The sequence below is a fragment of the Mesorhizobium sp. B263B2A genome (assembly GCF_020165775.1).
GTDB classification, from domain to species: domain Bacteria; phylum Pseudomonadota; class Alphaproteobacteria; order Rhizobiales; family Rhizobiaceae; genus Mesorhizobium; species Mesorhizobium opportunistum.
Window position 1 is genome coordinate 22,895 of record NZ_JAIUIU010000034.1, and the last position, 21,162, is coordinate 44,056.

The 21,162-nt window shown below is 65.5% G+C and carries 17 protein-coding genes and 1 tRNA gene; 6 read left to right on the forward strand and 12 right to left on the reverse strand.

Annotation, left to right across the window (positions count from 1 at the left end):
• Nucleotides 1–55: 55 nt before the first annotated feature.
• From LB568_RS30415 to LB568_RS30425, 3 genes are all read left to right on the forward strand, one after another.
• On the forward strand, nucleotides 56–2,209 hold the full coding sequence (locus LB568_RS30415; RefSeq protein WP_013891337.1) for an indolepyruvate ferredoxin oxidoreductase subunit alpha: 2,154 nt from the start codon (nucleotides 56–58) through the stop codon (nucleotides 2,207–2,209).
• Nucleotides 2,202–3,785: an indolepyruvate oxidoreductase subunit beta family protein gene (locus tag LB568_RS30420; protein ID WP_224732100.1), complete on the forward strand. Its 1,584-nt coding sequence runs from the start codon at nucleotides 2,202–2,204 to the stop codon at nucleotides 3,783–3,785. Before LB568_RS30415 ends, LB568_RS30420 begins: the two co-directional genes overlap by 8 nt.
• 245 nt (nucleotides 3,786–4,030) lie before the next feature.
• Nucleotides 4,031–7,432, forward strand: coding sequence for an acyl-[ACP]--phospholipid O-acyltransferase (locus tag LB568_RS30425; RefSeq protein WP_224732101.1), 3,402 nt, complete (start codon nucleotides 4,031–4,033; stop codon nucleotides 7,430–7,432).
• A gap of 36 nt (nucleotides 7,433–7,468) precedes the next feature.
• Here the strand turns inward: LB568_RS30425 and LB568_RS30430 are convergent, their stop codons facing one another.
• The 10 genes from LB568_RS30430 to LB568_RS30475 all read right to left on the reverse strand — a co-directional run bounded on the left by LB568_RS30430 (nucleotide 7,469) and on the right by LB568_RS30475 (nucleotide 15,308).
• Nucleotides 7,469–9,217, reverse strand: coding sequence for a sulfatase-like hydrolase/transferase (locus tag LB568_RS30430; protein WP_224732102.1), 1,749 nt, complete (start codon nucleotides 9,215–9,217; stop codon nucleotides 7,469–7,471).
• A gap of 114 nt (nucleotides 9,218–9,331) precedes the next feature.
• A complete protein-coding gene (locus tag LB568_RS30435; protein ID WP_224732103.1) occupies nucleotides 9,332–10,570 on the reverse strand; it encodes a DUF1501 domain-containing protein in 1,239 nt (412 codons plus the stop codon).
• Nucleotides 10,571–10,619: 49 nt separating this feature from the next.
• Nucleotides 10,620–12,140, reverse strand: a complete 1,521-nt coding sequence (locus tag LB568_RS30440; protein ID WP_224732104.1) for a DUF1800 domain-containing protein — start codon at nucleotides 12,138–12,140, stop codon at nucleotides 10,620–10,622.
• 105 nt (nucleotides 12,141–12,245) lie between these two features.
• Complete coding sequence (locus LB568_RS30445) at nucleotides 12,246–12,527, reverse strand: GCG_CRPN prefix-to-repeats domain-containing protein (RefSeq protein WP_013891331.1); 282 nt, start codon at nucleotides 12,525–12,527, stop codon at nucleotides 12,246–12,248.
• A gap of 109 nt (nucleotides 12,528–12,636) precedes the next feature.
• Nucleotides 12,637–13,092, reverse strand: coding sequence for a periplasmic heavy metal sensor (locus tag LB568_RS30450; RefSeq protein ID WP_224732105.1), 456 nt, complete (start codon nucleotides 13,090–13,092; stop codon nucleotides 12,637–12,639).
• Complete coding sequence (locus LB568_RS30455; protein WP_224732106.1) at nucleotides 13,089–13,532, reverse strand: hypothetical protein; 444 nt, start codon at nucleotides 13,530–13,532, stop codon at nucleotides 13,089–13,091. The genes LB568_RS30450 and LB568_RS30455 overlap by 4 nt, the downstream gene beginning before the upstream one ends.
• A 129-nt stretch (nucleotides 13,533–13,661) precedes the next feature.
• Nucleotides 13,662–14,213, reverse strand: a complete 552-nt coding sequence (locus LB568_RS30460; RefSeq protein WP_224732107.1) for an RNA polymerase sigma factor — start codon at nucleotides 14,211–14,213, stop codon at nucleotides 13,662–13,664.
• Between the two features lie 45 nt (nucleotides 14,214–14,258).
• Nucleotides 14,259–14,717: an EF-hand domain-containing protein gene (locus tag LB568_RS30465; RefSeq protein WP_224732108.1), complete on the reverse strand. Its 459-nt coding sequence runs from the start codon at nucleotides 14,715–14,717 to the stop codon at nucleotides 14,259–14,261.
• A 188-nt stretch (nucleotides 14,718–14,905) separates the two neighbouring features.
• Nucleotides 14,906–15,094 carry a YodC family protein gene (locus LB568_RS30470; protein WP_013891325.1) on the reverse strand — a complete coding sequence of 63 codons (189 nt, stop codon included), beginning with the start codon at nucleotides 15,092–15,094 and terminating at the stop codon, nucleotides 14,906–14,908.
• A 138-nt stretch (nucleotides 15,095–15,232) separates the two neighbouring features.
• A tRNA-Thr gene (locus LB568_RS30475) sits at nucleotides 15,233–15,308 on the reverse strand.
• 288 nt (nucleotides 15,309–15,596) lie between these two features.
• Here LB568_RS30475 and LB568_RS30480 point away from each other — a divergent pair.
• Complete coding sequence (locus tag LB568_RS30480; protein ID WP_224732109.1) at nucleotides 15,597–16,742, forward strand: hypothetical protein; 1,146 nt, start codon at nucleotides 15,597–15,599, stop codon at nucleotides 16,740–16,742.
• A 25-nt stretch (nucleotides 16,743–16,767) separates the two neighbouring features.
• On the opposite strand, the gene LB568_RS30485 is transcribed toward LB568_RS30480, so the two are convergent.
• Together LB568_RS30485 and LB568_RS30490 are read right to left on the reverse strand one after the other, a co-directional pair.
• Nucleotides 16,768–18,369: a cisplatin damage response ATP-dependent DNA ligase gene (locus LB568_RS30485; RefSeq protein WP_224732110.1), complete on the reverse strand. Its 1,602-nt coding sequence runs from the start codon at nucleotides 18,367–18,369 to the stop codon at nucleotides 16,768–16,770.
• 232 nt (nucleotides 18,370–18,601) lie between these two features.
• The gene (locus tag LB568_RS30490) at nucleotides 18,602–19,609 is read right to left on the reverse strand and encodes a ligase-associated DNA damage response exonuclease (RefSeq protein WP_224732111.1); all 1,008 of its coding nucleotides are present in this window, start codon (nucleotides 19,607–19,609) and stop codon (nucleotides 18,602–18,604) included.
• Nucleotides 19,610–19,758: 149 nt separating this feature from the next.
• On the opposite strand from LB568_RS30490, the gene LB568_RS30495 reads away from it, so the two are divergent.
• Nucleotides 19,759–20,676 carry a methyltransferase domain-containing protein gene (locus LB568_RS30495; RefSeq protein WP_013891321.1) on the forward strand — a complete coding sequence of 306 codons (918 nt, stop codon included), beginning with the start codon at nucleotides 19,759–19,761 and terminating at the stop codon, nucleotides 20,674–20,676.
• Between the two features lie 125 nt (nucleotides 20,677–20,801).
• Nucleotides 20,802–21,161 (forward strand): hypothetical protein, encoded by a 360-nt coding sequence (locus LB568_RS30500; protein WP_013891320.1) that lies wholly within the window; start codon nucleotides 20,802–20,804, stop codon nucleotides 21,159–21,161.
• The last annotated feature ends 1 nt before the right edge of the window (nucleotide 21,162 follow it).

Below are 21,162 nucleotides of genomic sequence, written 5' to 3' on the forward strand. Positions count from 1 at the left end.
AACAAGGACTTTAGATGGACGCCGCCAATTTCGGCGGCAACGGAAGGAGGCAGAGATGGCCGAACGGTCTTTTGCCAAGGAAGTCGAAAAGCTCAGGCTCGGCGCCGGCGAAGAATTCGCCGGCGAGGGCATTCTCGCCATCACCAAGGCGCTGCTGCAATGCGGCGTCGGCTATGTCGGCGGCTATCAGGGTGCGCCGATCAGCCATCTGATGGATGTACTGGCCGACGCGCAGGATATTTTGGGCGAACTCGGCGTCCATTTCGAGGCCAGCGCCTCGGAAGCCACCGCCACCGCCATGCTCGCGGCCTCGGTGCATTATCCGATCCGTGGCGCCGCGACCTTCAAGTCCACCGTCGGCACCAATGTCGCCTCCGATGCGCTGGCCAATCTGGCGTCCGGCGGCGTCACCGGCGGCGCGCTGATCATCGTCGGCGAGGATTATGGCGAGGGCTCCTCGATCATGCAGGAGCGCAGCCATGCCTTCGCCATGAAGAGCCAGGTCTGGCTGCTCGACCCGCGGCCCAATCTGCCGTCGATCGTCAAGGCGGTGGAGGACGGTTTTGAGCTGTCCGAAATCTCCAACACGCCGGTCATGCTGCAGGTCCGCATCCGCTGCTGCCACGTCCACGGCCATTTCATCGCCAAGGACAATAAGCGGCCGCCGATGACGGTGGCCGATGCGCTGGAAGCACCGCGCCGCGACACCGGCCGTATCGTGCTGCCCCCCGCCTCCTTCCTGCATGAAAAGGAGAAGATTGCGAAGCGCTGGCCGGCGGCGGTCGACTTCATCGCCAGGAACAGGATCAACGAGTTCTTCGGGTCGGACCATGGCTCGGTCGGCATCGTCATGCAGGGCGGCATGTACAATTCGGTCATCCGCGCGCTGCAGCGGCTCGGCCTTTCCGACACCTACGGCGACGCCGACGTGCCGCTCTATGTGCTCAACGCCGTCTATCCGCTGATCGACGACGAGTTTCTGTCGTTCTGCGAGGGCAAGCAGGCGGTGCTGGTCGTCGAGGAAGGCCAGCCCAATTACATCGAGCAGGCCTTTGCCGCCATGCTGCACAAGGCCGGGCGTGGCACCAGGCTGGTCGGCAAGGAACATCTGCCGATGGCCGGTGAATACACTGGCCAGGTCATGCTCGACGGCATCGGCGCCTTCTTGCGCGCCGAGGCACCGCATCTTCTGCCCGGCGAAGTCCGCGCGCCCAACAAGGTCGGCGACGGCGTCGACACCGCCGACCTCATCAACGTCGTGCCGGGCCGTCCGCCGGGCTTCTGCATCGGTTGCCCGGAGCGGCCGATCTTCGCCGCGACCAAACTGGTCGAGCAGGAGCTGGGCAAGCACCACATCGCTTCCGACATAGGCTGCCATTTGTTCTCGATCATGCCGCCTTTCGAATTGGGCGCCACCACCATGGGCTATGGGCTGGGGCCGGCGTCGGCGTCGGCGTTCAATTCGCCCGACGCAAAGCGCCGCTCCATCTCCTTCGTCGGCGATGGCGGCTTCTGGCACAACGGCCTGACCTCCTCGATCGGCAACGCGGTGTTCAACAAGAATGACGGCGTCATCGTCATCGTCGACAATTTCTACTCGGCCGCCACAGGCGGCCAGGACATCCTGTCGTCGCGCGCCGGCAACAAGACCAAGTCGACGAAACATCCGATCACCGAGGCGGTGAAAGGCATGGGCGTCAAATGGCTGCGCCATGTCGACCGCACCTATGATGTCGGCAAGATGCAGGACACGCTGCGCGAGGCGCTGACGACGGAGGAAAAAGGGCCGAAGGTCATCGTCGCCTCGTCCGAATGCATGCTGAACCGTCAGCGCCGTGAAAAGCCGCTGGTCGACAAGGCGATCAAGGGCGGCGAGCGGGTGATCAAACCGAAGTTCGGCGTCGACGAGGACATCTGCACCGGCGACCATGCCTGCATGCGGCTCTCCGGCTGCCCGTCGCTGTCGGTGAAATCGCTCGATGACCCGCTGCGCGACGATCCGGTGGCATCGATCGACCAGAACTGTGTCGGCTGCGGCAATTGCGGCGAGGTCGCCGATGCGGCGGTGCTGTGTCCGTCCTTCTACCGCGCCGATGTCGTGCACAATCCGAGCCGTTGGGACCGCTTCCTCGAAGCCAGCCGCCGCGCCACCATTGGCCTGTTGCAGCGCCGCCGCGAAAGCCGGCGGCTGACCTTCGCCGATGCTTGACGCTGTCCCACCCTTCCGGGCTCGCCCCGGCGCCCAGGATGATGAGCGCGTCATCAAGCTCGCCGTGCTGGCGGTCGGCGGCCAGGGCGGCGGCGTGCTCGCCGACTGGATCACCGACGTTGCCGAGCGCAATGGCTATGTCGCGCAGTCGACCTCGGTCGCCGGCGTCGCCCAGCGCACCGGCGCCACCATCTACTATGTCGAAATGGCCCGCGACACCGGCCGCCTGCCGGTCTTCGCGCTGTCGCCCTCGCAAGGCGATGTCGATGTCCTGATCGCCGCCGAATTGATGGAGGCCGGCCGCGCCATCATCCGTGGCTTCGTCACGCCAGAGCGCACCACGCTGATCGCCTCCTCGCACCGCATCGCCGCGGTGTCGGAAAAGATCGAGCCGGGCGACGGCCGGGCCTCGTCGTCCAAGGTGCATGCGACCGCGGAGGCCGCATCGAAGCGCTTCATCGCCTTCGACATGGAGAAGATCGCCGCCGACAACGGTTCGATGATCTCGGCCAGCCTGCTCGGCGCGCTGGCGGGGTCGGACGCGCTGCCGTTCACGCGCGAAAGCTACGAGCAGGCGATCGGCGCCGGTGGTCGGGGCGTCAAGGCCAGCCTTGCCGCCTTTGGCGCCGCGTTTGACCGCGCGCGTGGCGCGGCGGCGCCTGTGTCAAAGCCGTCGGAGCCGGCGATTGTCGAATCCGCCCTGGGTGCAGGGCGCGTCAGTGGTCCGCAAAGCCTGCTGCAGGGCTGGCAGGCCTTGGCCGCCCGCATCGACCTGATGCCAGTCGGTATGCGCGACATGGCGCTCCGGGGCCTGAGAAAGGTGGTCGACTACCAGGACATCGCCTACGGGCGCGAGTATCTCGACCGGCTGGACAAGGCCATCGCGCTGGACGGCGTCGGCCATGGTTACGCTTTGTCCATCGCGGCGGCAAAGCATCTCGCCAACGCAATGTGCTACGACGACATGATCCGCGTGGCGGATCTGAAGACGCGCTCGACGCGCGACAAGCGTGTGCGCCGCGAGGTCGGCGTCAAGGACGGCTCGATCCTGCAGGTGACCGAATATTTCCATCCGCGCATCGAAGAGTTCTGCGGCACGCTGCCCGCGGGGCTGGGCAGCTATATCGAGAACCGGCCGAAGCTTGCGGCCTTTCTCGACCGTCGCATCAACCACGGCCGCCGCATCCGCACCGACAGCTTTGCCGGCTTCGCCGCACTCTGGTTCATCGGCGGCCTGCGCCGCTGGCGCCGCCGCCTGCTGCGCCACCAGGTCGAGACAGCTCATCTCGATCGCTGGTACGCGTTGGCGCTCAGCCATGTACCGGCCGACTATGCGCTGGCCGTCGAGATCCTCAATTGCCGCCGGCTGATCAAGGGCTACAGCGACACCCACGTCCGCGCCCAGTCGAAATTCGACCGCGTGCTGTCGGCGCTCGACCTGCTCAAGGGCCGGCACGATGCCGCCGACTGGATCCGCCGCCTGCGCGAGGTGGCGCTGAAGGACGAGAAGGGCGACATGCTCGACGGCGCGCTGAAGACGGTGGCCACGCTAGATCCGGCACCTGGGACGCCCTGATTCCTGACAGACCCCACCGGCCGCCGCTTCCGTTTTTTCAACGGCGGTGAACGCTGTTCATTTTGCTGCTTGAACAATGTTCAAGACGTGGTAGAGTGCAATTGTGAACGATGTTCATTTAATGAACATCAAGCGCAGTAAGGAAGTTTAACCAGCTCACGACTATCACTGGGATCGAAACAGCGCCTGCAACCCGCAGGGCCCACCGGCACAGCGTCGCAGGGTTCCGCCAAATGGAAATCGCCATGAACACGCATCTGATGTTGTCCCGGCGCTTTGCGCCTCTGTTCTGGACGCAGTTCCTGTCCGCCTTCAACGACAATTTCCTCAAGAACACATTGGTGTTCCTGATCCTTTTCACGCTGGCTGCCGATCAGGCGGCTTCGCTGGTGACGCTCGCCGGGGCCGTCTTCATGGCCCCCTTCCTGTTGTTGTCGGCGCTTGGCGGCGAGATCGCCGACCGCTTCGACAAGGCGCTGATCGCGCGCCGGCTGAAATTCGCCGAGATCGCGGCGGCGGGAGTCTCCGTCGCCGGCATCGCGCTGTCGTCCATCCCGGTGCTGATGACGGCGCTGCTGATGTTCGGCATCATCTCGGCGCTGTTCGGGCCGATCAAATACGGCATCCTGCCCGATCATCTCGAGCGCAAGGAACTGCCCAAGGCCAACGCCTGGATCGAGTCGGCCACGTTTGCCGCCATTCTCGGCGGCACCATTGCCGGCGGCGTCGTCTCGGCCGACGGCATCGGTGTCGCGGTGTTCGGACCGATCATGATGGCCTTGGCCGTGGGTTGCTGGTTCGTCAGCCGCTACATTCCGGCCACGGGTTCGGCGGCGCCCGACCTCGTCATCGACAAGAACATCTTCCGCTCGACCTGGCGTCAGGTCTCGGAACTGCGCACCGATAAGCGGATCTGGCGCGCCGGACTGATGACGTCGTGGTTCTGGCTGATCGGCGCCATCGTGCTTTCGATCCTGCCGACCTTGATCAAGGATTCGCTCGGCGGCAACGAAATCGCCGTCACCGCCTATCTCGCTGTCTTCGCTGTCTCGATCGCCATCGGTTCGGCCATTGCCGCATGGATGTCGCAGGGGCGCATCGTGCTCTTGCCCGCTCCTGTCGGCACGGCGCTGCTGGCGCTGTTCGGCCTGCATTTGGCCTGGACCATCTGGAGCATGCAGCCTTCGCCCAAGGCGGAAACCCTTAGCGCATTCTTCGCCGGTCCGAACACGATCCGCGTCGCGATCGACCTTGCCGGCATGGCCATCGCCAGCGCCTTCCTGGTGGTGCCGACCTTCGCCGCCGTGCAGGCCTGGTCGCCCGAAGCGCGCCGTGCCCGCGTCGTCGCCGCGGTCAGCATCGTCAATGCCGGCTTCATGACGGTGGGCGGTATCGTTGTCGCCTTGATCCAGACGAAAGTCTCCACCGGCGGCATCCTCTTCGGCCTCGCCGCGGCCAACGCCGTCGCTGCCTGGCTGATGCTGAAATATCTGCCGACCAACGCATTCCGCGACTTCGTCTCCATCCTGTTCCGCGCCTTCCTGCGCCTGGAGATAGAGGGCATGGAAAACCTCAAGGCCGCCGGCAAGGCACCGATCCTGGCACTCAACCATGTCAGCTTCCTCGACGGTCCGCTGGCGCTGACGCTGACCGACGAGGAGCCGGTCTTCGCCATCGACTACACCATTGCCCAGGCCTGGTGGATGAAGCCGTTCATGAAGCTCGCCCGCGCCTTGCCGCTCAACCCGGCCAAGCCGATGTCGACCCGCACGCTGATCAAGATCGTGCAAGGCGGTGATCCGCTGGTCATCTTCCCCGAAGGCCGCATCACCGTCACCGGCGGGCTGATGAAGGTCTATGACGGCGCCGCCATGGTGGCGGACAAGACCGGCTCGATGGTCGTGCCGATCCGCATCGACGGGCTGGAGAAAAGCCCGTTCTCCCGGCTGACGTCGCAACATGTGCGCCGCCGCCTGTTCCCGAAGGTCAAGGTGACCATACTGGAACCGGTCAAGCTGGAAGTGGCGCCGGAACTGAGGGGCCGCCAGCGGCGTGCCGCGGCGGGCGCTGCCCTCTATCAGGTCATGTCGGATCTCGTCTTCCGCACCCAGGATATCGACAAGACGGTGCTGGAAAAGGTCATCCTGACCGCGAATGAGCGCGGCATGAAACGGCTCGCCGTGCAGGACCCGGTCACCGGCTCGCTGAGCTATGGCAAGCTGCTTACGGCCGCCGCCGTGCTTGGCGAGAAGTTCGAGACCCTTTATGCCGGCCAGCAGACGCTCGGCATCATGCTGCCCAACGCCAACGGCTCGTGCGCCACACTGCTTGGCGTCATGTCGGCCGGCAAGGTGCCGGCGATGATCAACTTCACCGCCGGTGCCGCCAACATCCTCTCCGCCTGCAAGGCGGCCGATGTGCGCACCGTGCTGACCTCGCGAGCCTTTGTCGAACAGGCCAAGCTCGGCGCCGTGGTCGAGGAGATGGGCCGGTCGGTCGACATCGTCTGGCTCGACGACCTGCGCGCAACCATCGGCCTCAAGGACAAGCTGCTTGGCCTGTTGCGCAAGAGCACGCCGCGGGTCGCCCGCAAGGCCACCGACCCGGCGGTGATCCTGTTCACCTCGGGCTCCGAAGGCACGCCGAAGGGCGTCGTGCTCACCCACCGCAACATCCTGGCCAATGCAGCGCAGGCGGCCTCGCGGATCGACTTCCACTCGGGCGACAAGGTGTTCAACGTCTTGCCGATCTTCCATTCCTTCGGCTTGACGGCCGGCACGGTGCTGCCGCTGATCTCGGGCGTTCCGGTCTTTTTCTACCCATCGCCGCTGCACTACCGCATCGTGCCGGAGCTGATTTATGCATCCAATGCGACGATCATCTTCGGCACCGATACGTTCCTCAGCGGCTATGCGCGCTCGGCGCACCCCTACGACTTCCGCTCGATACGCTATTGCTTTGCCGGCGCCGAACCGGTCAAGCCGTCGACCCGCATGACCTATATGGAAAAGTTCGGCCTGCGTATCCTGGAAGGGTATGGTGTCACCGAGACCGCGCCGGTGATCTCCATCAACACGCCGATGTACAACCGGTCCGGCAGTGTCGGCAAAATCATGCCCGGTATGGAGTATCGTCTCGATCCGGTGCCGGGTGTCGACGATGGCGGACGGCTGCATGTGCGCGGCCCCAACGTGATGGCGGGCTACCTTCGCGCCGAGAAGCCGGGCGTGCTCGAACCGCTGCCGGACGGCTGGCATGACACTGGCGACGTCGTCTCGGTGGACGAGGGCGGATTCATCACCATTCGCGGTCGCGCCAAGCGCTTCGCCAAGATCGGCGGCGAGATGATCTCGCTGGCCGCCGTCGAGGCGCTGGCGGGTGAATTGTGGAAAGGTTCGCTATCGGCCGTTGCGGCTGTAGCGGATGCGCGCAAAGGCGAAAAGCTGATCCTGATCACCGAGGCTCCCGGCGCCACACGCGCGGATCTCCTGGCCTTCGCCAAGGCGAACGGTGCCATGGATCTGATGGTGCCCGCCGAAGTACGCGTCGTCCCGAAAGTGCCGGTGCTCGGTTCCGGCAAGCTCGACTTCGCCGGCGTCACCAAGCTTGTGCAGGGAGAGCCGGTCGCCAAGGTCGAGGCCGCCTGATCCGGGCGGCACGCGCGACGTGCGCTGAAGCTCTAGTTAGCGAGCTTCAGCGGATTGGAGCGGCACAAGCGAATGCAGTGGCGCGGCCTGTGGGAAAAGATGCAGCAGGCCTGAATCGACGCGCCGCCGCAGATGCGCATCCACCGCCGCCCGATCGCTGCAGCCATGGAAGCTGCCGCCGCAATGGTCGCGCAGGCGCACCAGATCGGCCATGACGGGCGACATCGGCAGGCCGGCGGCATCGAGCAGGCTGGCGCCGAGGAAGCCGACATCGAGCGGTGCCATCCCGGGCATCGGACGCTTGAGCGGATGGTTGAAGGTGGTGAGCGTGTAGAAGGTGCGGTAGGCAATCGAATCCGGCCTGGCCAGTGCGTCGCCGCCAGCGATCGCGTCGACGAACGGCTTGGTCGCCGACGACTGGTGATCGCCGAATTCGAGCACCACGGCGCCACGCTCCCCGACATCCGCCTCGCGGCCGGCGAGGAAGTCCTGGAAATCGCCGCGCGCCACCGCCATCCGGCGCAGATATTCGCTGACCTGGACATCGTCCGAGAAAGGTTCTCCGGCGACTTTCAGCTCGGGCTCCAGTCGCCCCTCATAGGGCGAGTGCGGAAACATGGTCTGGATTTCGAGGAACAGCGGCCGCCCGTCCTCCTTGCGGTGGCGGGCGATGAACGCCTCGGCCGCGTGGTAGTAGAAGTTGTCGCGCAGGTGATAGAAGGGCGCGGCGATGGCCTTGATGTCGAGGACGGTTTCGAAACCGATCGATTTCAGGAATGGCCCTTCATTGACGAAGCTGAAGTCCATCGGCGTCATCACGGCGGTTCGATAGCCGCAGCGCGCCAGCACTTCCGGCAAGGCGCCGGCAACCTTGTCCTGCAGCGTGATCGTCAAATAAGGGCTTCGCCAGCCGAAATCGGTGGCTGAAAGGCCGGTCATCAGCGACAGATTGGTGATCCATGTGCCACCGCCAAAGGTCTCGACCTGCATTGGATGCGGCGTGCCGGCTCCGGGGGCGAACCTCTGCAGGAATCCCCCACCATTGCCGACCTGCGGAAAGTTGCCGGGATCGGACTGGCTTTCGCTGAGCACGAAGAAGACATCGGGAAGATCAGCCCGGTCGCCGCAATCGACGGTGTCGCCGAAAGGCGTTTGCGGCGCAACCGCCTGCAGCCGTTTCTCGAAGGCCGGCTCGGCGACCAGATTGCGCAGATCGAGCAGCGAGACAAAGAAGGCCGACATGTGCCGGCCCTGCATATAGTAGAAATAGCGGTTCTTCGAGGCTTCGGCCGGAAAGGTCAGCGGCACCAGGACGACGAGCGCCGCCATGATCAGCACGCGCACGGATACCGGCCAGCCAATTTTCCGGTCGAACCGGAACAGCACGATCGCCGCCGCGATGCCGAGCGCCAGCGCAATGACGACCGGCACGATGAGATGCAGGTAGGAGCCGAGCAGGAAGCGATACACTTCCGCATCCCTCGACACGAAGACCGCGTCGTAGAAGTGCAGCGAAAATCCCTTCATGCGGAATTTGATCGCCGAAACCACGGTGATGAAGGCAACGCTCATCCAGGCGAGATAGACGGAGAAGGCAAGACGCCCGCAAGCCAGCAACAGAAGCCCGGCAAGGGCCGCCACCAGCGCCAGCGAGAACGGCACCGACAGCCATTCATGCTCAGCCCGGCCGGCGGCGAAAATCCCGGCAAGGCTGACCAGGACCAGCGCCAGCGGGTGGCAGAATAGCCGGACAAGTCGTTGAAGCTGAACCACAGATTTTCCCATCGATATGCCTCAGCATGGTTTGGGAAACTCTTCGAATATTTGCGCGGGCAGAACAAATGTATAGTGAATTTAACCTTAATCCTGGATGGCAGGGTTTCGGGAGCGGCACCCGCTTCAGGCGATGAGATCCCGCATCGGCTTCACCGCGGCGGACTCCGGAAACACCTTGTCGCCAAGTATCGCGGCGGAAAGGCCGAACTGGTCGGCGAGCAGGCCCTTCAGCACCGCCCTGACGTCGCTGGTCGGCGCCAGGTCGCGTTGCTCGAAGAGTTGAGACGGCTTCAATCCGGGCCAGTCGGCGATGACGCGGCCGCCCTTGATCGCGCCTCCGGCCAACAGCACCACGGTGCCGGTGCCGTGGTCGGTGCCGACCGTGCCGTTGATCTGCGCCGTGCGCCCGAACTCGGTGATGGCGACGATCGCGGTGTCCTTCCAGCGTTCGCCGAGGCCCTTTTCGAATTCCTCGAAGGCGCCGTCGAGGCCACCGAGCAAAGTGGCGAGCCGGCCGGTCGCGCCGCCTTCGTTGACATGCGTGTCCCAGCCGTCGAAGGTCAGTGCCGCGACGCGCGGCCCGTCATCGGCCGCGATCAGCCTGGCGGAGCCTTGTGCCGCCTGCCGCATGCCGGCGGCGCTGTCGAGGCCGCCTTTAGGCTTCATCGTCTTCGCTCCCATCTGGTCGTCGAGCGCCATCTTGTCAGCGTCGAGCCCTTTTCGCAGGGCCACCGCCAGCACCGGGTCGCGATGCTGATAGAGATCGAGAACCCGTGCCGCGAGGTCGCCGGCCGGCGCCGGCAGCGATTGCGGCGCCCAGCCGAGCACAGGGGCTGCGCCGCGGATCACCAACGGTGTCGACGGGCCGACGGCCAGTCCGCCAAGCGTCGCCACGCGATCGCCCGCCGGCAGGTTTTCCAGCGCCCGGTTGAGCCAGCCGGTGGCGACATGGCCGGGGCCAGCAAAGCCGCTTTCCAGCACATCCTGGCCATCGAAATGCGAGCGCTCGCGATAGCCTGTCGCGGCCGCATGCACCACCGCTGCCTGGCCGTCCTTGAACAGCCTGGCGAATACCGGCATCGCCGGATTGACCGCGAAGAAACCGTCGAGCGGCAGCGCCGCGTGCGGGCCGGCGAGCGACAAAGCGATGTCACCGTGCAGGCCGGCATAGTCCGGATCGCCCACCGGACCGACCGCCGAGAGGCCGTCGAGTGCGCCTCGCAGGACGATGACGATCAGGCGCGGGTCGCGATTGTCGGCGGCACGCGCGAAGCGGGGCAGGTAGGCCCAGGCAAACAGCGCGCCGCCGGTCATCAGCATGGCGCGGCGCGAAGGGTTGGGGACCTCACACAGCAGGCTCATGGCATCATCTCCATGGGAATTGTTCGCACCAAAACGATCTTCGCTCGCGCTATCGTCGCTGGAATTCCGGCGCCATCATGAGCAGCGCCAGGCCTTGTTGCTTGGACTCGGCGCGGGCCACCGCTTGCCGCGTCTCCGGTGACGCGGAGGAACCGATGACGGCGTCGAGCATGTCGCTGGGATTGCCGATATCCCTGGCCTGCCGGGCCGCCTGCCAGGCGATATCGAGGCGGACCTTCATGCCTTCCGCCGACGCCCAGCTGGCGGTCAGGTCGGAAAACCCATTCGGTCCCGGCGGCTGCCAGAGCGGCTCGCCCAGCGCGTTGAGCCAGGCGAGCGACTGGCCGGGATCGTTCGGACCCGGGCCGGCCGCTCTTCGGATGGCGGCGACATAGTCGACTGGCGAGCGCATCTTGGCCAATGGCGTCGACCAGGCCTCCGGCATGTCGATGAGCGCCGCCGCCAACGCCCTGAGATTGCCGTCGCTCTTGGCGAAAACCTTGGCGAGACGCGCGACCGCCGCCGCTGGCGGGTCGTCCGATATGAAATGGCGGGCGAACTTCGTGGCGATGTGCCGTGCCGTCGCCGGATGGCGGGCGATATCGTCGAGCGCGGCCTCGGCCTGGCCCATGCCGCCGGCCGGATAGGTCTTGCCGAGCAGCACCGCGTCGCCCGGCTCATGCGCATTGGCATTGAAGACGGAACTGCCGGGTTCGCCCAGCCGTCCTTCCCGTCCGGCCATCGTCCAGCCGGTCAGGATGCGGGCGAAGCTGGTGACGTCGGCTTGGGTATAGCCGCTGCCGACGCCGAGCGTATGCAGTTCCAGGGTTTCACGGGCGAGGTTCTCGTTGAGGCCGCGCTTTCGGTTCTTGCCGGCACGGGAGTCCGGGCCGATCGATTGCTGGTTGTCGAGATAGAACAGCATCGCAGGATGCCGCTCCACCGCCATCAGCATGTCGGCGAAGCGGCCGAGCACGAAGGGCCTGATCGCTTCCCGTTCGAAGGCACCGGCGCTCGCCCGCACGATGTTGTCTTTCGCCACGGAGACACAGAAATGGTTCGACCAGAAATAGACCAGGCGTTCGACAAAGCCGCCTTGCGCCCGCAGCGCCTTGTCGAAGCGCGCCTGTGCTTCGGCCCGAAACAGCGTGGCCTCGACCGGCGGTACGGGTTTGGTCGGAGCTGCGGGAGGCGGTACGGGTGGGGCAGGCATAATCGGAGCCGGCGTGGTCTGGGCGCGCATGTTCTGGGCCGGCATGTTTTGGGCGTTCGCCGTCGCCGGTTGCCCCACGGCGGCAGCCATACGCTCGCGGTCGAGCTTGCGCTGGAAATTTGCCGCCATGCTGGCCTGGATGGCTGACGTGCTGCCCGGCAGGTTCGGATAGGCTGGATCGTCAAGTGAAATCATGGCGATGTCGGGCTGCCGCAGTTCCGACTTCAGGTAGCCGCGCGGGTCGCCGGCAATCCTGTCGCGGTCGCCAGGCCTTGCCCCTAGCCCGAAACGGTTGAACACGACGAGGACTGGATCTGGGACTGGATCTGGCGGGGAATTGGAGGCCGGGATAGCCAAGTCAGCTCTCCATTGCTTGGGCTCGCGCGCGAGGCGCGAGAGCCCGTTCGAGCCGTTTCATGCTGTTCAACTGGGGGCCGACGCGGGTGGCCGGCCCCGAGGCTCTTACCAACGATGCCAGCGGTGCCAGTGGCGGTGCGGATGCCAGCCGTAGTAGGCCGGTCCATGCCAGTAGCGATAGCGCGGGTAGACCACCACGCGATTGGGGACGCAGCGACCCCAGGGATTGGGATGCCAGCCGGGTCCGCAACCCCAGGCGACGTGCTCGACCAGCGCGGCTGGCTGGGCAAGCGACACAATTGGCATTGCCGAGGATGCCGCAACCGTCGCGACCGTTCCGGTCACGGCAAGGGCGGCGGTGATGGCGTATTTTCTCAGTTGGTTCATGATCGTACTCCGAATGGTCCCAAGTTGAGAATCTGCCCGCACCGCTCGGGGTCGGCAGATCCCGCCCTTCGCTTCGTTAAACGGCGGCTTCGGCATTTTCCGTCGGTCGTCACGGCGATTTTTTTGGCGTGGCGGATGGTTGCTGCCCGGCGCGTCTTGTCAGCCCTTCGGCCAGCACGCTGCGCTCATCGGCGGAGCCTGCCGCCGCGAATTCGATGATGCGTTGTTCCAGCCGCGTGCGCACGGTGACGTCGGCATTGCGGGCGCGCTCCAGTGCCGCCGACAGGGCCGCGGTGTCGAGGACGGGCTGCCGCAACAGGTCCGCCGCCTCGCGCCGAGCCTGCTGGCCGTCGAGGATGATGTCGCGCGACTCGCGGCGGACTTCGCGCAGTGCCTTGCGGAACAGCATGCGCTCCTGGTCGGGAAGCCGGCCGCCGGCCGCTTCCAGCGAATAGCCCAGGGCCGGTTTGCCGCTTCTTATCCAGACGGCTCCGCCGGCAAGCGCGCCGGCCAGGAAGACATTCAGCACCACCGACGCGATGAGGAAATTGCGGCCTGTGCTCATAGGTCCTCCTCGATCGTGTCGTCGGGCCCGGCATCGCCGAACGCCGTCGCGTTGGCATCGAGTACATAGTGGTCGGGCTGAACCTCCGGCGTGACGACGGTCACCAGCGCCAGCCCCGCGACGGCGCCGGCAAGACCGATGCCCGCAAGTCCCATTCCCAGCCACCAGAACCGCCGGCGCCGACGCCGGGTGAGATGTTGGCCGGCAGTCCGTAGGATGGCGTCGTGCAGTGCCTTGCCTGGGTGCGGGACGCTGTAGCGGTCGAGCAGGGCATCGAGCCTGCCGGCGTGCCCCGAAATGGCCTGGCCCGTCTCGCTTGAAGCGAACGCGGTCGCCGCCTCGCGTTCGGCTTGCGGCCATCGGCGCAGGTCGCTGCCATAGGCCGCGGCCAGTGCCGCGAAGCGTTTGGCGTCCATCGCCCGACTGTTCTCTTCGGTCATCTGTTTTCCCCTTGCCCAAAGGTGCCGCGTGCCCCGCGCGGTGTCGCAACGATGGAACCCGGTGCCCAGCCGGCAAGGCGCGACGGAAGCCGCGCATTCGTGGTCGTGCGGCTCTCGGTCATGCCTTTCTCAGTCATGCCCTTCATGGACACCATCCCTGGCCAGGATCGTCTGCAAGGCCCGCCGGCCGCGCGAAAGCAGGCTTTCCAAGGCATCGACGCTGATCTCCAGGGTCGCGGCCGCCTCTATGTTCGACATCTCCTGATAGTAGACCAGGACGATCGCCTCGCGCTGGCGCGGCGCGATCGCCTGCAGGGCCTGCTCGACGCGAAACGCGTCTTCCCGCGGATGAGCGTCGGGAAGCGGCGCCGGGTCGGCCACGTCCGGCACAGCGTCGGTCACCCATTCGCGGCGCCGGCGCAGCCGGTCGTAGCACAGGTTGAGCGTCACCCGGTGGATCCAGGTGTCGAAGCGTGCATTGCCGCGCCGCCAGCTCGATGCATGACGCCAGATGCGCACGAAGGTTTCCTGCGCGACATCCTCGGCCTCCGCCGCGTCGCCCAGCATCCGCGCGGCCAGCGACAGGATGCGCGGCAGCTTGCGCGCGACGAGCGTCTGCACCGCCGCGGGATCGCCAGCACCGACCCGACGAACCAACTCCTCGTCCGGATCGGCGCTCATCGGCTGGCGCGCTCCCGATATTCATCACGCTTCATGGCCTCTTGGTCATTGCTCCGGCTTGGGAGCGGATTTGTGGCCTGGCCTCTCGTCGGCCGTCAGAACGCCATCGCCATTCTTGTCCAGTTTGGCGAAGCGCTTGGCGAAGAAGGCATCGAGTTCGGCGCGATCGATGAAGCCGTCATGGTTCGAATCGATGCGCGCGAAGGATTTGGCGGGATCGCCCTTGCCGTTGTGCTTGGCCTGAAACGCTCCCCACTCCGGCTGGCTGATCTTGCCGTCGCCGTCCGTGTCGGCGGCCATGATCGCCTTCTCCCGCCGCTTTTGGAACTTGGCCAGGGTGAGGTCGGGCTTGGCCTTCGGCGCGGCGGGGGCGGCAGCCGGCGGCGTGGCGGCAGGGGGCGTAACGGCAGGGGGTGTGTCGGCCGGGGACTGCGTCGCCGTCTGGGCGAAAGCGGCCACGGTCAGCAGGCTCAAGGCAGCGGCAAGGATCGAACTGCGTATCATGGTTCGGCGTCTCCGGTTGGCGCGTTGGCCACGGCCCGTGCCGAGGTCACGCTTCAACCGTTAAACGCCGCGACGGCGGAAATCCGTCGGTCGCCCTGTGCCGATCATGCCGATTGTCGGCGACACCGCGACAGCGCTGGTTCCGAGAGCCGTGGAGTGCCCTGATCCGGCCCCTTCTGGGACAGGAATTATGTCGATTGGTCGGCGGCCACCAACTGGTCCGATTTGAAACCCGCATGTTGCGGGGTCCACACGTCGCCTTCCTTGTTGAACCAATGGCACAGATACACGCCGGAAGCGGCACCGTCGCTGACCGTCATCTTCGGGCCTCCCGACTTCAGCTTGACGACGTCTCCGGTCTTGAAAGTGTTGGGCATTTCGACCTCCCATGCTGACGCCCGGGAGTTTCCCACCAAACCCGAGTCGCGACAATGGCGGATGTGCTCGGCCGGGAGCGATCCACCGCATAGGTGCTGGTTGCGGCACGTGGGAGGACGACATGAGCGGAGAGGAATTGGTGCCGCTTGCGTGACTCGAACACGCGACCCCCGCATTACGAATGCGGTGCTCTACCAACTGAGCTAAAGCGGCCCGGGAGGCCGAGGCCATCCAAGATGGGCTGGGTGATAGACGCAACCGGCCGCGAATTCAAGATGCGACTTAGCAAATCATTGAGGAGCGTCCATGGTGATGGAAACCGGGTTCACGCGTCCGCAAGCGTGAAAATCGCCGCGATATTCCGATTTTGTTTGCCGGAATATCGCGAAGATGGACTTTGGACAGCCCGTCGAGGCAGAATGCGGCTGCCCGCCCGTTGATTGATTGGTCGCCTGCGGCTAACCATCACGCCAGGTTAGGCGATTTGCAGAGGGATTTCGCTTGGACGCGATCGAAAAAGCGATCCGGAACGCCTTGGAAAAGGGCAATGCCGAGGACCGCGCGTTCCGCGAGCGGGTCTACCGGTCGGCCTTTGCCGCGCTCGACCGTGCGCTCCAAGCCAATCCCGGCGTGACCGTGGAAATGGCCATCAAGCGCCGCAAGTCGATCCAGGCGACAATCACCGAAATCGAATCCGAGTTCCTGCCGGCGGTGCCGGATGTTGGCCTGGAGGTCGACGCACCGGCGGCCGAGCCCGCGCCCGTTGCGGCGCCCGCGATCGAGATCGGCGACAAGTCGCCATCGCCCGCTGCCGTCGTCGACAGCCCTGCGCAGCCCGCGTCCGACGCGCCGCGCTCGCGTGTGCTGCCGGTCGTTCCCGACATCATGCCGGACGCGACGCTCCCCGGTGCGCCGGCCATCGACATGTCCGCCCCCGCCACGTCCGGTGCCGCGACGGAAGTGGCGCCCGACCGCGACGAGCGGCGCATTCGCGGGCGCCGCCTGCCACTGACCGCCATCTTCCTCACGGTGACCGTGCTTGCGGCCGTAGGCATCGGCTTGTTTTTCGCCATGCAGACCGGCGTGTTCAAGACGGCGGCGCAGCTCGATACGGCGCCGCCTGAAGCGCCACCAACGGTCGAGGACGATGATTTCACCCCGGCCGACGGTGCCAACGCACCCGCAAAGCCGGGGTCCGCGGACCAGTCGCGCGACTGGATCAATGTTTTCTCGCCGACCGACCCGACGCATGTCGCCGCTCCGTCGGATGCCAAGGCCGAGGTGATGAAGGACGACAGCGGGCCATTCCTGCGCATCCAGTCCGGCGCCTCCGGTTCGGCGGTTGCCTTCGACGTCGGGCAAGGCGTGCTGGAGAAACTCGCCGGCAAGCACGCCGTGTTCGACATCCTCGCCCGCGCCGAGGACGGCAAGGACACGCAGATATCCGTCGACTGCAATTTCGGCGAGCTTGGCGACTGCGGCCGCAAACGCTACGCGGTCGGCCAGCAGCGCAACGAATATCTGTTCGACGTGAAATTCCCCGACAAGCGTCCAGGCTCGGCCGGAACCATCGCCATCAATTCCGATTTCGACAAGCAGGGCAAGGCGGTCGATATCTACGAGATCCGCGTCTCGATCGAGCCCTGAACGGAAGCTTCTGCCGTAAAGTGATCTATCGGTCGAGCAGCGCCTGCAGCGTCTCGATTCGGTCGGCCTCGTTGGCCGGCTTGTCCCAGCGCAGCCGCGAAATGCGGGGAAAGCGCATGGCCACGCCGGATTTGTGCCGGGTCGAGCGGTTGAGCCCTTCGAAGGCGACTTCCAGCACCAGCCCGTTGTCGCGGTCGGCCCGCACCGAGCGCACCGGCCCGAAACGCTCGACCGTGTTGTCGCGGACATATTTGTCGATCTGCCTCAGCTCCTCGTCGGTGAAGCCGAAATAGGCCTTGCCGACCGGCACCAGTTCCTCCTCGCCCTCGGCTCCGGACCAGACGCCGAACGTGTAGTCCGAGTAGAAGCTCGACCGCTTGCCATGGCCGCGCTGGGCATACATCAGCACCGCGTCCACCGTGTGCGGATCGCGCTTCCATTTGAACCATGGGCCTTTCGGCCGGCCGGCGACATAGGCCGAATCCCAGCGCTTGAGCATCACCCCTTCGATGATCGGGTGCGGCGGCGCCCGGCGCAAATCCTCAAGCGCCTGCCAGTCGGTAAAGTCGACGAAGGGCGACAGATCGAAGCGGCTCGGGTCGAGCGTCCCTATGAAGGCTTCGAGGCGGGTACGCCGTTCGCGGAACGACAATCCGCGCAGATCCTCGCCGCCGATCTGCAGCAGGTCGTAGCAGCGCATGAAGGCCGGGTATTGCTGCTGCATCTTCGGGGTCACCGTCTTGCGGTTCAGCCGCTGCTGCAGGTCCGAGAAGGTTCCTGTCGCCTCTCTGGGATCGCCGACCAGCAGCTCGCCATCGAGCGTCGCGGAGAAATTCATGGCGTCCGCGAGGTCGGGAAAGGCGCCGGAGACATCGTCTCCGGTGCGCGAATAGAGCCGGCGGACGCCGCCTTCGGCCACCGCCTGGACGCGGATGCCGTCCCATTTCCATTCCGCCGCATAGTCGGCGGGATCAAGCTTTTCGAGATCGCCGTCACCGATCGGGTTCGACAGCATCACCGGGCGGAACAGCGCCAATGCGGTGTTGCGCGGTTTGTCGGCCTTGCCCTCGAGCCAGGCGAACAGCGCCGTGTAAGGCGGCGACAATCCGTGCCAGAGCTCCTCGATCTCGGCGATATCGACTTTGCCGAAATCCGCCAGCGCCTGTTTGGCGAGCCGCGCCGACACACCGATGCGCAGGCCGCCGGTGACCAACTTGATGATGGCAAAACGCGCCGAAATGCCGGCGCTGTCGAGCAGCCCCGCGAGTATCTTCGGGCCGTCGGAGCGGCTCGCCGCCTGCAGTTTCGCCACGACCTCGCCAAGCGTCGGCTCGCGGTTCGGGATGTGCCCCGGTGTCTGCGGCCAGACCAGCGACACCGTTTCGGCGAGATCGCCGACATAGTCATAGGAATAGCCGAACAGCACCGGGTCCATGCGTTCCGTGACCAGGGTGCGCAGCATTGCCGGCTTGATCGCCGCTATGTTGAGGTCGCCTGTGATGGCGGCCAGCGCCAGGCCGCGGTCCGGGTCCTCGACGCTGCGGAAATAGTCGGTCAGCAAGGTCAGCTTGCCATTGCGCGACGGCGTCAGCACCAGGCGGTCGAGAAGCTCGGCGAAGCGGTTCATGGTGACACCGGGCGAGCATGGCGCTTCGGCACACCCCCCTCTGTCCTGCCGGACATCTCCCCCGCAAGGGAGGAGATTGGCAGCTTCGATGCCGGCACTTTCCTTGCGCCGTTGGCGATTGGCGAAAGCGGTGGTGACATCCGATCTCCCCCCTTGCGGGGGAGATGGCCGGCAGGCCAGAGGGGGGTGTGAAGGATCGCGACGCCGGCGATTAGTTGATCAGCAACTAACATCAATCGCCCTCGTCCTCATACCCCACCAGATGCAACGGTCTCGCGGCGATGCCTTCGAGCTCGCACCAGCGCACCAGCGCTTCCTCGCGCCCATGGGTGACCCAGATTTCCTTGGCGCCGGTCTCCTTGATGGTGGCGGTGAGCTCGTCCCAGTCGGCATGGTCAGAGATGATCAGCGGCAGCTCGACGCCGCCTTGCTTGGCGCGCTGGCGGATGCGCATCCAGCCTGACGCGAAGCATGAGATCGGATCGGGAAAACGCCGCGCCCAGCGGTCGGCGAAAGCCGCCGGCGGGCCGACCACGATGGCGCCGGCAAAATCCCCCTTGCCGTCTTCCACCGTCGCCGGTTCGAGCATCCCCAGCTCGATGCCCTGGCTCTGATAATAGTCGCTGAGCTTGGCCAGCGCGCCATGGATGTAGAGCGGCTTGTCGTAGCCGGCGTCGCGCAGCAGCCGCATCACCCGCTGCGCCTTGCCCAGCGCATAGGCGCCGACCAGATGCGTGCGCTCCGGGAATTGCGCGGCCGATTTCAGCAGGCGGGCGATCTCCTCCGTATCGGGCGGATGGCGAAACACCGGCAGGCCGAAAGTCGCCTCGGTGATGAACACGTCGCAGCGGATCGGCTCGAACGGCGCGCAGGTCGCATCCTTCTGCCGCTTGTAGTCGCCGGAGGCGACGATGCGAATGCCCTGATGGTCGACGCATATCTGCGCCGAACCCAGCACATGGCCGGCCGGATGGAAGCTGACGTCGACGCCATTGAGGACGATCGTCTCGCCAAACCGCGCCGCTTGGGTCGTTCCGGCAAAATCCTCGCCATAGCGCAGGCCCATGATGTCGAGCGTCTGCTGCGTCGCCAGCACCGAGCGGTGGCCGGAGCGTGCATGGTCGGAATGGCCGTGCGTGATCAATGCCCGGTTCACCGGCCGCACCGGATCGATGAAGAAATCGCCCGGCGGGCAGTAAAGGCCCTCGGGCCGGGGTTGAAGCAGGTCGCTGGCGCGCATCGCCCCAAGATAGGATATAATTCCGCCACGGGAAGCCTGTTGCCGGAGACTGCTGACTCCCCGTCAAAACATGACTGGCCAGTTCAATTCGGCTCTTGTTTGCTCTACAGAGGCGATGGCTGGCGGTTCTGCCGGCGGAACCCATCATCATGAAGCCGCTTCAGACCTCGTCGGGCGATTTGAACGCTGATCGCCGTGCCGATTATGCCGAAATGCTCTTTGCCTCCGGCGATCACGCCCAGGCGGCCGAACTGCTGCTCGGCGCGCTGGAACTGGCACCGCGATGGGCGATGGGCTGGTTTCGCCTCGGTGAGATGCAGCAGACCTCCGGCCGGGCCGACCTGGCCGCGCAGGCATGGGCGACGTCGCTGAAGCTCGATCCGGCGGACCGCCAGGGCGCATCCCTCAAGCTGCAGCTGATCGGCAAGGGGCCCGCGGCCCCGGCGCCGCCGAGTGCCTTCGTCGAAACGCTGTTCGACCATTATGCCGAAACCTTCGACACGGCACTGGTCGACAGGCTCGGCTACCGGCTGCCCGAGTTTCTTGACCGACAGATTCGCAAGGCAAGGCCGGGTCGCTTCCGCCTGGCGCTCGACCTTGGCTGCGGCACCGGGCTGATGGGCGAGCGGGTGAGGCCGATCGTCGACCGGCTGGAAGGGTTCGACATTTCCGCCGCGATGCTGAGGAAGGCGCGGGCAAAAGGCATCTATGACGCGCTGGTGAAGGCGGATCTGCAGGGATTCTCCTATTCGGGCGACAAGGCCGATCTGGTGACGTCGGCCGATGTGCTCATCTATGTCGGTCGCCTCGAAGCTCTGGTGGAGACGGTCGCGGGCCTGCTTGCCGGCGGCGGCCTGTTTGCCTTCTCCGTCGAAACCATGGCGGAGGCCGGCGACTTCGCGCTGCAGACGTCGCGGCGCTACGCCCATTCGCAAGCCTATGTCAGGCGCACGCTCGAGGCCAACGGGCTTTCGGTCCTGGCGCTGGAGCCGACGACCATCCGGCTGGACCGCCATGAGCCTGTCAAAGGGCTGGCCGTTGTGGCAGGGAAGGCTTACGCCGCCTGAGCTGCACAATCTTGGTGTGGTGATCCTGCTCTCGTGCGTACGGCTGCGAAAAAGTCTGATTTGCGTGCGCGACTGATATTTGCGATCTGGTCGCATCAGGCGGGATATCAGGAGGAGCATTTCAGATGCGCTGGAACATGATGATCTTGGCGTCTTGCCTGGCAACGGCCGGCTGCGTGGGCAATTCGATGTCCGAGCGGCAGGACGCCAACATAGAGTCCTCCCTGCAGTATGACAGCGTGCCATGCGATCAATTGCTGGCGCGGCGCAATGGGTTGGCGCAGCAATACAACCTTCCCACGACGGCAAAACCGACCTTTTACAATCCCGCGATGGGCTTCGGCCCGTTCACGCCCGACATGCGCTCCAAAGCCAAGCGCGACAGCGACAAGGCATCCGGCGAGATCGATGCCATGAACCGGTCGATCGAGCGCCGCGACTGCGGCAAACCGGACAAGCAGAAGAAGTTCGCCCTGCCCAGCTAAT